A 13,195-nucleotide genomic window follows, 5' to 3' on the forward strand; every position below is an offset into this window, starting at 1 on the left:
CATCATTAAACTCCCCAGCAGTGCTCCTTGTTCCCCGCATTAGACTATTCTCATCTTCGCTTCGCTCCGCGCAGGCTCTGGGTTCTGCGCGGGTTCTGCGCGGGTTCTGCGTCGGGCACCGGCTGCTTCGCGGCATCCGTGATGCGCGCCAGCAGCTCGGCAGCCACGGACACGGCAATCACCGCCGGCTGCTTGCCGCGCACCTGCTCGATCCCGATGGGGCACTGGATCGCGGCGATCTGCCGATCGCTGAAGCCGCTGGCGCCCAGATTCTTCCGGAAACGCGCCCACTTGGCGCTGGACCCGATCAGCCCGATCGACCCCAAGCCCGGGTGGCGCAGGGCGGCATCGCAAAGGTGGAAATCCTCGGCGTGATCATGGGTCATGATCAGCACGTGGGCACCGTCGGGCAGGGCGCTGAGCACCTGCTCCCCGAGCACCGCCACCGCCGGTTGGATCTGCGCCACGCTGGGTTCAAGCACGGGAAGTTCCTCCAGGAATTCCGGGCGCGAATCCACCAGATGCAATTCCAGGTCATGGCGGGAGAGGATGCGGGCCAATTCCATGCCCACATTGCCCACCCCGAAGATCGCCACCGTGGCAACAACCGGCAGTGGCTCCAGCAGCACCGTGACTTCGCCGCCGCAGCATTGGCGGCCGAACTTGGCTGGAGCCTTGTCGCTGAGCTTCATGCTGATGCTCTGCGGCTGGCCCTCGCCCACGGCGATCATCTGGCGGGCCCGTTCCATCACCGCCATCTCCAGGTTGCCCCCGCCAATGGTCCCGAAGATTTCCTGGCTGGAGATCACCATCTTTGCGCCCGGCTCGCGCGGGGCATGCCCGCGCACCGCGGTGACGGTTGCCAGCACGCCCGGCCGCCGCTCATTGCGCAGCGCGGTGACCGCTTCAATCCACGAGAACATGGCTACTGCCCCTCCCCCACCGATTCGATCGCCCAGAACACCGCTTCCGGTGTTGCCGGGGACGCCAGCTGCACGGAGCGGCCGGCGGGCCCAAATGCGGCCACTGCCTGCCGGATTGCCTCGCGCACCGAGAAGGCGAGCATCAGCGGAGGCTCCCCCACAGCCTTGGAACCGTAAACTGCGCCTTCCTCATGCGCTTTCTGTAGCAGGCTGACGTTGAAGATCTCGGGCATCTCGGAGAAGCTCGGGATCTTGTACGTGCTCGCGGCCTGGGTGGCGACCCGACCCCGGCCCGGCCCATCGGAGGTGTCCCAGCGCAGGTCCTCCAAGGTCAGCCAGCCGGTGCCCTGCACGAATCCGCCTTCGATCTGCCCCAGATCCACCAGCGGCGACAGGGAGTCCCCGACGTCATGGACGATATCCACGCGGCGTAGCACGTAGGAGCCGTCAAAGCGGCTGACTTCCACCTCGCTGGCCGCCACCCCGTAGGCGAAGTACTTGAACGGGCTGCCGGTCATCCGCGACAGGTCCCAATGCAGCCCCTCGGTGCGGTAGAAACCGGAAGCTGAGAGCTGGATTCGTTGGAAGTACGCGGTCTTGACCACGTCCGTCCATTCCAGGGTTTCGTCCTTGCCCAGCACGGTGACCCGGCCGCCGCCGAAGCGGACATCCTTGGCTGGAACCCCGAGCATGCCGGCGGCCACCTGCGCCAGCCGGTCCCGGATCTGCTCGCAGGCATCCTTGACCGCCCCGCCGTTCAGGTCGCTGCCCGAGCTGGCCGCGGTGGCCGAGGTGTTGGGCACCTTGTCGGTGCGCGTTGGCGCGTTGCGCACCATGGACAGCGGCACGCCCAGCGCGGTGGCGGCCACCTGCAGCATCTTGGTGTGCAGGCCCTGGCCCATCTCGGTACCGCCGTGGTTGACCAGTACCGAACCGTCCTTGTACACCAGAACGAGGGCCCCGCCCTGGTTGAAGGCGGTGAGGTTGAAGGAGATTCCGAATTTCACCGGGGTCAAGGCCAATCCCCTTTTGGCGTGCTCATGGGTGGCGTTGAACTGCGCAATTTGTTGTTCGCGTGCGGCGATGCCTGCCGAGTCGAGCACTTGGTTCCAGGCGGCTTCCAGCCGCTCGGGATGCCTCACCGGCTGGTAATACGGGGTGTCCTGCCCTTCTGTGTAGAAGTTGCGCCGGCGCAGTTCCTTGGGATCCAATCCCAGCTGCGGGGCCACCCGGCCGAGGATGTCTTCCATGACCAGCATTCCCTGCGGACCGCCGAAGCCGCGGAACGCTGTTTGCGAGGTCTTATGGCATTTGGCGATGCGTCCGGAAACCTTGACGTTCGGGATCCAATAGGAATTGTCGATATGGCACATGGCGCGGGTCAGCACCGGTTCGGACAGATCCAGGCTCCACCCGCCGTCAGCTGTCAGTTGGGTCTGCAGGGCGAGGATCCTGCCCTGCTCGTCGAAGCCTATTTTCCAGGTGGCATGGAAACCGTGGCGCTTGCCGGTCATGGTCATGTCCAGGGTGCGGTCCAGCCGCACCCGCACCGGACGCCCGGTAAGCACCGAACCCAGGGCCGCCAGCGCGGCGTAGCCGTGGGGCTGCATTTCCTTGCCGCCGAATCCGCCACCCATGCGCAGCACTTGCACGGTCACCTCATGGGCGCTGATGCCCAGCACATGCGAGACAATGTCCTGGGTTTCGGTGGGATGCTGGGTGGAGCAATGGATCATGATCTGTCCGCTCTCATCCACCATGGCCAGCGAGTTCTGCGTTTCCAGGTAGAAGTGCTCCTGTCCGGAGAATTCGAATTCTCCGTCGAAGACATGGGCCGACTGCGCGAAGCCTGCCTCCGGGTCCCCCTTGGCGATCTCGGGCTGGATGCCGTGGAAGCTGCCGGCCGCGATGGCCTCCTTGATGGTGATCAGAGAATCCAGCTGCTCATAGTCGACGTTCACCGCCTTGGCTCCGGCCTTCGCCGCTTCCAGGTCTTCGCCCAAGACCCATGCTACGGGTTGTCCGAAGAACATCACCTCGTCCACCGGCAGCAGCGGCTCGTCATGCTTGGCGCCCTGGTCATTGACTCCGGGAATATCCGCCGCGGTAATCACCCGGACGACTCCGGGCACTTGAAGCGCCGCACTGGCATCCAGGCCCAGGATTTTCGCGTGGGCGCAGGTGGACTGCACCGGGTAGGCATGCAGCACCCCGGCCAGGCGCTGCGCTAGGTCATCGGTATACAGTGCGGTACCGGTGACGTGCGCGGCGGCGGATTCGTGGCGGTGGCGCTGGCCGACCACTGCGTTATCGGGGCGTTGGGATAGCTGGCTCATGAGTTCTGCTCCTGCCCTGCACCCGAGCGAGACAGCTGCTCGGCGTAGAACCGTTCCAGCGAAGAGGCCAGCATGGCCTTGCGGTAGCTGGCGCTGGCCCGGTGGTCATCCATCGGGGTGCCTTCCTCGCCCATGATGCTTGCGGCGGTCCGGATGGTGTCCAGGTTCCATTCCTTTCCTTCCAGCATCTCTTCGGTAGCCTTAGCGCGCAGCGGGGTTGCTGCCACGCCGCCCAACCCGATCCGCGCCTTGGAGATCACGCCGTCTTCCACCGTGACCGCGTAGCCGACGGCCACCGATGAGATGTCGTCGAAGCGACGCTTGGAGATCTTCTGGAAGCTGGTCAGTTCGGCCAGCGGCAGCGGTATGCGGATCGCGGTGATCATCTCCCCCGGCTCCCGCACGGTCTGCCGATAGCCGGTGAAGTACTCGGCGAGCGCCACTACCCGGTTGCCCCTGATGCTGGAGAGCACCAGTTGCGCTTCCAGGGCCAGCAGCGCCGGCGGGGTGTCGCCAATGGGCGAGCCGGTGCCCAGGTTTCCGCCCAGGGTGGCGCTATTGCGGATCAGCCGGGAAGCGAACTGCCCGAAGAGCTTGCCCAAAAGCGGAACGCGCCCGGCGAGCTGGCGTTCCAGCTCGCTGAGCGTGCAGGCTGCGCCCAGTTCCAGGAACTGCTCGCCCCAGTGGATCTGGCGCAGCTCGGGCAGCCGGTCGATGGCCAGCACCGACCGTGCGCGGGCTCCCTTGATGTTGACTTCCACGCCCCAGTCCGTGGCCCCGGCCACCAGTACGGTGCCAGGTTCGGCGGCCAGGATCTGCAGGGCCTGGTCCAGGTCGGTGGCCCGGCGGTAACGGCCGATTTCCCCGGTGGGGGTGTCGGCGCGCTGGATGTCGGTGGCTACCGGGTCGGGGGGGCCACGCCGCACCCGGGCAGCCAGAGGATCATCGCTCCCGGGCTCGGGCAGCGCGTAGGCGGCGTCGCGGATCGGACGGTATCCGGTGCAGCGGCAGAGATTGCCCGACAGTGCGTGCAGGTCGAAGCCATTGGGTCCGCACTCGTGCTCGCCGCTGGCCTCCGCACTGACTGCGGGGCTGGCGGTGCGCTCGGGGCGGTAGTATTCGGCGGCCATGGAGCAGACGAATCCTGGAGTGCAATATCCGCATTGGGATCCTCCGCGATTGGCCACCTCTGCTTGTACCGGATGCAGGTCCGCGACGCCGCCCAGCCCCTCGGCGGTGATCACTTCCTGGCCGTCAAGCGAGGCGGCCGGCAGCAGGCAGGCGTTGACCGCGGTCCACCTGCTGCCCTCCCCGTCGCTGCGGGCCACCAGGATGGAGCACGCGCCGCATTCGCCTTCGGCGCAGCCTTCCTTGCATCCGATCAGCTGCTGTCCGCGCAGGAAGTCCAGCGCGTTGGCATGCGGCGGTCCGTCGAATTCCCGCACCGTCCCGTTGACGGTAACCAGGCATTTTGTCTCTTGCGTTGCCTCGGCGCTCATGCCGCTGACACCTCCTGCGCCCGGGTATCTCCGGACGCACCATGTATGAATTGGATGATGGTCGGGATCTGGCTCCCTGCCGGCGATTCAAGGCTCGGCAAGGTGCCGCCGCGTGCTGCGGCGCGGTCAGTGTCCGTGCGCGATCTGGCCCTTGGACCAGGCGAGGCATCCGCCCATGATTGCCCTCCATATTTCGGATTTTCTGCATGCATCCAAACCGTCGAAGTGAGCCAGCCCACCTCGATGGATCCTCACTATAGCCCGTATCGGCTCAGGCCAGTAGGGCTGTGATGGGCCCTCGGGCGAAGTACACCAGGAAGCCCAGCGCCACCACCCACAGCAACGGGTGGATCTTGGCGTGCCGCCCGGCTGCGGTATTCACCACCACCCACGCGATGAACCCTGCGCCAATGCCATTGGCAATGGAATAGGTCAGCGGCATGGTGATCAAGGTGAGGAACGCCGGCATGGCGCTGGAGAACCGCTTGAAGTTGATCTCGCGGATCTGCGCGCACATCAAAGTGCCCACCAGAACCAGTGCCACGGCGGCAACCTCGATGGGAACTACCGAGGTCAGCGGCGTGAAGAACATCGAGCCGAGGAACAGCACCCCGGTGATCACCGAGGCCAGGCCCGTGCGCGCACCTTCCCCGATGCCTGCGGCCGAATCCACGTAGACGGTATTCGAGGAGGACGAGCCCATGCCTCCGGCCACCGCACCCAGGCCCTCGACGACAAAGGCCGCCTTCAGCCGCGGGAAGGTGCCGTCCTTGCGGGCCAGCCCGGCGTTCTTCGCCAGACCGGTCATCGTGCCCATGGCATCGAAGAAGTTCGTGAACACCAGGGTGAACACCAGCATGGTCGCGGCCAGCGCGCCAATCCGGCCGAAGGAGCCGAAGAGGTCGAAGTCCCCGGCCAGCGACAGGTCCGGCAGCGAGACGATGTTGCCCTGCAGCACCGGCATGTTCAGGTGCCAGCCATGCGGATTGCTGGTGCTGGCCGGACCGATCTTGAAGACCAATTCGGCAATCACCGCCAGCGCCGTGGAGATCACGATCCCGATCAGGATCGCGCCCTGCACTCCGCGGGCCACCAGCGCGCCCATGATCAGCAGGCCCACCACGAAGACCATGGTCGGCAGCGAGACGATCGACCCGCCATCGCCCAGCTGCACCGGCGGCCCGCCGGCGGTGCGGGTGACGAAGCCCGAGTCCACGAACCCGATGAAGGTGATGAACAGGCCGATCCCCACCGTGATGGCGGCTTTCAGGTCCTTGGGGATCGCCCGGAAGATCGCGGTACGCACCCCGGTCATCCCGAACAGGACGATCAGCACGCCGTTGATCACCACCAGTCCCATGGCCTCGGGCCAGGTGACGTCCTGGATCACCGAGACGGCCAGGAAGGAGTTGATGCCCAGCCCGGCGGCCAGGCCGAAGGGCAGGTTGGCGACCAGCCCGAACAGGATGGTCATCGCCCCGGCGGTCAGCCCGGTCATGGCTCCGACCTGCGCGGCCGGAAGCCAGTTGCCTGCCACGTCCACGGGCGCGGCATCGGCACTGAATCCGCCGAGGATCAGCGGATTGAGGATCACGATATAGGCCATCGTGAAGAAGGTGACGATCCCGCCGCGCAATTCCCGCGCCAGCGTGGATCCGCGTTCGGAGATGCTGAAGAACTTGTCCAGCAGGCTGCCCGGCGTGCCCGGACGCGGCTTGTTCGCACCACGCGGCGCATCCTTGGGGCCAGCCCGCAATCGGCTTGTCGTGGTCATGGTCCCGGGCCTTCTAGTAGTCGGTCCGGGTTTCCTGGGCGTCCCAGGCCGTGAACGGCTTGAGATGCTCGTTGCCTTCGGACTGGAAGCAGTTCACCGGCATCAGCGAGCGGTTGGATTTCGCCTCGAAGTAGTCGTGGAACACCGCGTCGTCGAATCCGGCCGCGGCCGCATCATGCCGGCTGGCCGCGAAGAAGACCTTGCCGATGCGGGCCCACAGCGAGGTGGCCAGGCACATCGGGCAGGGTTCGCAGCTGCTGTAGAGCACGCAGCCGCTCAAATCGAAGGTCCCTAGCGCAGCGGCCGCGGTGCGGATGGCCACCACCTCGGCGTGGGCCGAAGGATCATTGTTGGCTGTGACGCGGTTGACCCCTTCGAAGACCTGTCCATCGGGTGTGACCACGACGGCGCCAAAGGGCCCGCCGGAGTTGTGGACATTTGTGGTGGCAATATCGATGGCCATCGAAAGATAGTCTTGGCCAGTGGTAGTAACGCTCATCGCGCAGCTCCTCATGCTTTGGACAAGACCACCGCAGCGCATTGCTTGGCGCTAGCTTCCGGTTGCGCTTGTCACCTGAAATCGATCAGTTGCATGCCCGGTAGATAGCGACCCATCAGGTGGGTGCCCGCCATAGACAGCTACGAGATTACCAACGGCATGTGACGCACGCAACACTTTTTTTGAAATCGCTTTTTCGCATCCTGAACAAAAAAGCGGCAGTGTTTACAAGCAACCCCGTTGCTGCCAGCACCTCAAAACCCCAACTGGATACCGGCCTTTCCACCCGGGTTTCCAACACGTTACAGCCGCCTATCGGCTCCCCGATCGCCCGGGTGAAATTAAGTTCCCTTCGGCGCAACAACCTGAGCACCTCGGTGAAATACCTGTTTGAAAAGCTCAGAAGCAACAAACGCTAGAGAAGGGATCGGGTAGCGTGAGCGCACAGCTAGAAGCATCTGGCACATCGCAGGCACTGGACATCCAGCCGGGACGCTGGGTCAGCAATTGGACCCCGGAGGATCCTGCCTTCTGGAAGCACACAGGATCAGCGGTAGCCAGCCAGAACCTCAGGTGGTCCATCTTCGCCGAGTTCCTCGGTTTCAGCGTATGGCAGCTTTTCGCCATCATCGTGGTCTATCTCCCGGCCGCCGGATTCAGCTACAGCACCACCGAACTGTTCTGGCTGATCTCCATTCCGAGCCTCGTCGGAGCGACGCTGCGCATCCCCTACACGTTCATGGTCGCCCGGTTCGGCGGACGCAATTGGACAGTGATTTCCGCATTGCTCCTGCTGATTCCTGCCGGCGGAATCACGCTCGCGCTGGCCGATGCGTCCACGCCGTTCTGGGTCATGCTCAGCCTGGCGGCACTGACCGGCTTCGGCGGAGGCAACTTCGCCTCGTCAATGGCAAATATCACCTACTTCTACCCCGCCGCCCGCAAGGGCTGGGCGCTGGGCCTGAATGCTGCCGGCGGCAACCTCGGCGCCGCCGTCGCCCAGCTGCTCGTGCCGGTCATTGTCACGGTGTTCGCCGCCGGGGCGCTGCAGCTCCCGCTGGCTGGGTTGCTCTGGATCCCGCTGGTTCTGCTCTCCGCGTGGGGCGCCTGGAAGTACATGCACAATCTGTCATCGGCACGCTCGGATATCCGTGGCGCGGTAGCCTGCCTGAGGGAAAAGCACCTGTGGATCATTTCGGCGCTGTATGTGGGGACCTTCGGCTCCTTCATTGGATTCTCGGCAGTCTTCCCCAAGCTGATCGTTGACACCTTCCCGGAATACGCTGCCTTGCCGCTGGGCACCGCCACCATCACCTTGGCCTTCCTCGGCCCGCTGGTCGCATCGCTGGCCCGCCCGTACGGCGGTAAGATCGCCGACAAGCTCGGAGGCGCACGCATCACCGTGGCCACCTTCGCCGCCATGGCCGTGATTACCGCCGCGCTGGTGCTCAGCCTGCCCCGGGCGAACTTCTGGGTCTTCCTCGCCTTGTTCTTGCTGCTCTTCACCGCAAGCGGCATCGGCAATGGCTCGACCTATCGCATGATCCCGGCAGTCTTTGCCCTGAGCGGCCAGGGACAGCAGGCCGGACAAGTGGATTCTTCCCGCAAGGCTGCTGCCGCGCTCGGATTGATCTCGGCCATCGGCGCCTACGGCGGCTTCCTGATTCCGCAAGCCTTGGGCCTGTCCGTTTCCACGACGGGAGCCTACACCGCGGCATTCATCATCTTCATCGCCGCCTACCTGCTGCTCATGGCCACCGCATGGTTCACCTATGCGCGGCCCGGCACCCGCTTCGCGAAGCACGGAGTCTAGGATGACCGCCACCCATTGCCCCTACTGCGCCCTGCAGTGCGGCATCACCCTCGAACGCAGCACGCAGGCCGAATCCCCTGAGCCGGTGAGCTTGAAGGGCCGCGACTTCGAAACCAACGGCGGGGCGCTGTGCCGGAAAGGGTACAGCGCCGCGACGCTGCTGGATCATCCCGAACGCCTGCAGGCACCTATGCTCCGCCAAGCCGATGGCAGCCTTGCACCGATCGGCTGGGAGCAGGCATTGGATCTGGTGGCAGACAAGGCCCGGGCTATCCGGGCCGAATCCGGTGCTGATGCGCTGGCGGTTTTCGGTTCCGGATCGCTGACCAACGAAAAGGCCTACCAGCTGGGCAAGTTCGCGCGGCTGGCCCTGGGCACGTCGCGCATCGACTATAACGGCCGGTTCTGCATGTCCTCGGCTGCCGCGGGCACCAACCGCGCCTTTGGCCTGGACCGCGGTTTGCCGTTCCCGCTGGCGGATCTGGATGAGGCGGGGATGATCCTGATGCTCGGTTCCAACGTCGCCGACACGATGCCGCCTTTTGTCCGGCATTTGGCCGGGGCGCGTGAGAACGGCGGGCTGGTGGTGGTTGATCCGCGGCGTTCGGCAACCGCCAAGCTCTGCGAAGATAATGCCGGCTGGCACTTGCAGCCCACCCCGGCCACCGACCTGCCGCTGCTGCTGGGCTTAGCCCACGTGCTGGTGGCGGAGTCCCTGGTCGACACCGGTTATCTGGCCGCCCGCACCAATGGTTTCGACGCGGTGAAAGCCTCGTTGGCCGGCTGGTGGCCCGAACGAACCGCCCAGGTCACCGGCGTTCCCGCCGAGCAGATCCGGCGCACCGCCCGGGCCCTGGCCCAGGCGGCTAGCGAAGCGAAGGCCGGCGGCAAGCCCGTCTACATCCTCACCGGCCGAGGCATAGAACAACATGCCAACGGCACCGATACGGTCACCGCCGCAATCAACCTCGCCCTGCTGCTCGGCCTGCCGGGAACCTTGGCCGGCGGCTACGGCACCATCACCGGCCAGGGCAATGGGCAGGGCGGCCGGGAGCACGGGCAGAAGTGCGACCAGCTTCCCGGCTACCGCAAGATCACCGACCCGGAACACCGTGCACAGGTGGCCCGAGTCTGGGGCGTGGAACCCGAAATCATCCCCGGTCCCGGGCTACCTGCCGTTGAGCTGCTCGAAGCGCTGGGCACCCCAACCGGTCCGCGCATGATGATGATCCACGGGGCCAACCCGGTGATCTCCGCACCCGATGCCTCGAAGGTGAGCCGGGCACTGGCCAGCCTCGATTTCCTCGTGGTCTGTGACTTCTTCCTATCGGAAACTGCAGCCCAGGCAGACCTGGTGCTGCCGGTGCTGCAATGGGCCGAAGAGGAAGGCAGCATGACCAACTTGGAGGGCCGGATCCTGCGCCGCCGCGCCGCCTTGGAGGCACCGGGAAATGCGCGCAGCGAACTGTGGATCCTCTCCCAGCTCGCCCAGCGGCTGGACGCTCCCGGCCGCTTCTCCCCCGCCCCACGGGAAGTCTTCGAAGAACTCAAAGAAGCGTCAGCCGGCGGCTTGGCGGATTACTCGGGGGTGCGGTGGGATGACTTGGATGCCGGTGCCGCTATCTATTGGCCGTGCCCTGCAGGCACCGAGGTGCGGGCCGAGCCCGGCGTCCGCAATGGCACCCCTCGCTTGTTCCTTGACGGCTTTGCCCATGCCGACCGGCGTGCAGTGCTGGTTCCAGTGGCATTCCAGCCGGCACCCCGGAAGAATACCAGCGCTACCGTCTCCCTGGTGACCGGCCGTCTGCTGGAGCACTACCAGTCCGGCGCGCAGACTCGCCGGGTTGCCGAGCTGGCCCAAGCCGCACCGGAACCACTGCTGGAAATCCATCCGGCAACCGCATTGTCCCACCAGATTGCCCAGGGGCAGAAGGTCGTGATCAGCAATGAACGCGGTGAGGTGACCGCCCGAGCCCTGCTGACCGCTGATGCCCGGCTGGACACGGTCTTCCTGCCGTTCCACTACCCGGGGGCGGGGACCGCGAACCTGCTGACCGAGGCCAAGGTTGACCCGCACAGCAGGATGCCTGAATTCAAGCACGCCCATGTTTCGCTGAACGCTGTGGAAGAGGAACAATGACCGAGCAACGCCCGCAACGCATCGTCATCATCGGCTTCGGCCCCGTCGCCGCATCCCTCGTCGAGGGGCTGCTCCCGGCCGCGGCGGCCGGCCAATGCGCCATCACCATCATCAGCGCCGAAGAACATCTGGCCTACAACCGCGTGCTGCTCGCTGAGCTGGCCGTCGGCGCCGCCGAGCTCGAGCATCTGGGCATGATAGATCCCCAACGGCTGGCAGATGCCGGAGTCGAGGTGCGCTTGGGTGTGCGGGCCACCGGCATCGACCGTTCGCGGCGCCGGGTCCATCTGCAGGACGCTGGCCATATTTCCTATGACCGTCTGGTCTTCGCTACCGGTGCCCGGGCTGTAGTCCCGACGCTCAACGGCCTGAACTTCGATCCGCATGCGGAAACTTCCCTGCCTGCCGGGGTCTTTGCCCTGCGCACGGTGGATGATGCCCATCAGCTGCGGGAATCGCTCGGGCCCGGCCGGCGCATTGCAGTTCTGGGTGGCGGTGTACTGGGTATCGAAGCCGCCTTGGCCATTGCCACTACGGGGGCGCAACCGGTGCTGGTGCACCATGGCCCAGCACCCTTGGGACGGGTCGTGGACGCAGACGGCGGGGCGCTGCTGGCACGGAATCTGCGCGACGCCGGCGTCGAGGTGATCTCCGGAGTGAAGGCCACTGGCATTCAAAAGGATGAGCAAGAATTCGCCGGGCTGATGACCTCCACCCACGGACTGGTCCAAGCTGACGCCCTGCTCATTTCCACCGGTGTGCGGGCGAGAACCGAGCTAGCCACCGGCTGCGGTTTGACCGTAGGCCGTGGCATCAAGACCGACGAATTCCTCTGCGCCGACACCGAGCAACGAATTTTTGCCGTGGGTGACTGCGCCGAAGTTGCCGGGCGGCCGCCGGTTGGCTTGCTGGCCCCGGGGTGGGCCCAGGCCGCATGGCTGTCCCAGTACTTTTCGCAGCTGTTCGGTTCGGGACCTGCCGAACCGCTTCCTGCCCCGGACTTCTCCGCGTCCGATGTGCTGATGCTCAAGGGACAAGGCATCGAGGTAACCGCGGCCGGCGATATCAGCGCCGGGTATTGGGACGACTCAGACCTGCAGGCAACCGTTTACGCGGATCCTGCGCGCGGACGCTATCTCAAGATCGTCTCCCGGCAGGATGCGGTCACCGGATTCCTGGCCATGGGCTTGCCGCAAGCCAGTGCAGAACTTGCGCTGGCTTATGAGCGCGGTACCGCGCTTCCTGAAGATCGTTCGACCTTGCTGCGGCTGGATGATCCGGCAACTGAACAGATCTCTGCGATCCCCAGCGATGAAGACCAGCTCTGCCGATGCTCGGGTGCCACCTATGGCCAAGTGGCCCATGCGGTGGGCGCTGGCTGCACCACCATCGCGCAGGTGGGCGAAAGCTGCCGCGCAGGCACCGGATGCGGAGGGTGCAAAGCGAAAATCGAGGAACTGCTGGCCAACGCTCCCGCCGTGGCATAACGACCCTGAGGGCTGTCGGCTCCTGGTACGTTGCAGAGCTGATCAGCTAAGCACCCGGTACGCCAGATGCACTTCGCTAGCGAAAGCCGAAGTCTGAATGCGTTCCAGCTCGATATGCTGCCCCAAACCTTCGAACAAGGATATGCCACCGCCAAGCAATACCGGGGCGATATCCAGGTGCAGCTCGTCGACCAATCCCAGGGCAAGGCACTGCCGCGATATTTTCCCGCCCAGCAAGCTGACAAAACCGCCTTTGGCATCCTGCGTGGCTGATTCCACTGCGCCGGCAATGTCATCAACAACGAAGGTGTAGGTGATGCCGTCGCGTACCACCGGCTCAGTGGCTGTATGAGTCATCAGGTATACCGGGACCTGAAGCATCCCTCCATAAGGGATTTCGCCCTCCTCGATCGTTTGCGTCCGATTCGCACCGCCGACAATGGCTCCGATCTTCTCCATGACCAAGGCAACGACCCCATCATCTTCGGGGGCGGAGGGACGGCCAAACATCCAGTCCACCCCACCCTCAGCATCGGCGAGAAACCCATCGAGGGTGATGGTCGCATGGATAATCACAGTGGCCATAGCTTCGTTCCTTTTCACCAGGGAAAGGCTGTCAACGATAATCGGCCAGGAATCCAGCGAGCCGACCGCCTTGCTACGTGCCACCCTAGGGCAGCCGCTGGTGCGCTGGCTAGACCCCCGTTGCGGAGCATCACGCAGC

Annotated in this window: 10 protein-coding genes; 4 read left to right on the forward strand and 6 right to left on the reverse strand. The window is 65.0% G+C overall.

Annotated elements, in window-relative coordinates; all coding sequences use genetic code 11:
- Positions 1-50 precede the first annotated feature (50 nt).
- The 5 genes from xdhC to F0M17_RS14335 all read right to left on the reverse strand — a co-directional run bounded on the left by xdhC (position 51) and on the right by F0M17_RS14335 (position 7,031).
- Positions 51-923: a xanthine dehydrogenase accessory protein XdhC gene (xdhC, locus tag F0M17_RS14315; RefSeq protein WP_149597380.1), complete on the reverse strand. Its 873-nt coding sequence runs from the start codon at positions 921-923 to the stop codon at positions 51-53.
- A gap of 2 nt (positions 924-925) precedes the next feature.
- Entirely contained in the window at positions 926-3,259 is a 2,334-nt protein-coding gene (xdhB, locus tag F0M17_RS14320) for a xanthine dehydrogenase molybdopterin binding subunit (RefSeq protein ID WP_149597381.1), read from the reverse strand.
- Complete coding sequence (locus tag F0M17_RS14325) at positions 3,256-4,758, reverse strand: xanthine dehydrogenase small subunit (protein ID WP_149597382.1); 1,503 nt, start codon at positions 4,756-4,758, stop codon at positions 3,256-3,258. Before F0M17_RS14325 ends, xdhB begins: the two co-directional genes overlap by 4 nt.
- Before the next feature lie 271 nt (positions 4,759-5,029).
- Positions 5,030-6,532 (reverse strand): NCS2 family permease, encoded by a 1,503-nt coding sequence (locus F0M17_RS14330; RefSeq protein ID WP_149597383.1) that lies wholly within the window; start codon positions 6,530-6,532, stop codon positions 5,030-5,032.
- A 13-nt stretch (positions 6,533-6,545) separates the two neighbouring features.
- Positions 6,546-7,031 (reverse strand): nucleoside deaminase, encoded by a 486-nt coding sequence (locus F0M17_RS14335; RefSeq protein WP_149597384.1) that lies wholly within the window; start codon positions 7,029-7,031, stop codon positions 6,546-6,548.
- 161 nt (positions 7,032-7,192) lie between these two features.
- Here F0M17_RS14335 and F0M17_RS14340 point away from each other — a divergent pair, with 161 nt between their 5' ends.
- From F0M17_RS14340 to F0M17_RS14355, 4 genes are read left to right on the forward strand one after another with little or no spacing between them, the layout of a single operon-like run.
- A complete protein-coding gene (locus F0M17_RS14340) occupies positions 7,193-7,450 on the forward strand; it encodes a hypothetical protein (protein ID WP_149597385.1) in 258 nt (85 codons plus the stop codon).
- 17 nt (positions 7,451-7,467) lie between these two features.
- A complete protein-coding gene (locus F0M17_RS14345) occupies positions 7,468-8,844 on the forward strand; it encodes an MFS transporter (RefSeq protein ID WP_149597386.1) in 1,377 nt (458 codons plus the stop codon).
- Between the two features lies 1 nt (position 8,845).
- Entirely contained in the window at positions 8,846-10,984 is a 2,139-nt protein-coding gene (locus F0M17_RS14350) for a molybdopterin oxidoreductase family protein (protein WP_149597387.1), read from the forward strand.
- Positions 10,981-12,471, forward strand: a complete 1,491-nt coding sequence (locus F0M17_RS14355; RefSeq protein ID WP_149597388.1) for an FAD-dependent oxidoreductase — start codon at positions 10,981-10,983, stop codon at positions 12,469-12,471. Before F0M17_RS14350 ends, F0M17_RS14355 begins: the two co-directional genes overlap by 4 nt.
- 42 nt (positions 12,472-12,513) lie before the next feature.
- On the opposite strand, the gene F0M17_RS14360 is transcribed toward F0M17_RS14355, so the two are convergent.
- The gene (locus F0M17_RS14360) at positions 12,514-13,056 is read right to left on the reverse strand and encodes a dihydrofolate reductase family protein (protein WP_149597389.1); all 543 of its coding nucleotides are present in this window, start codon (positions 13,054-13,056) and stop codon (positions 12,514-12,516) included.
- Between the last annotated feature and the right edge of the window lie 139 nt (positions 13,057-13,195).

It is taken from the genome of Glutamicibacter sp. ZJUTW, from assembly GCF_008370855.1.
GTDB lineage: Bacteria > Actinomycetota > Actinomycetes > Actinomycetales > Micrococcaceae > Glutamicibacter > Glutamicibacter nicotianae.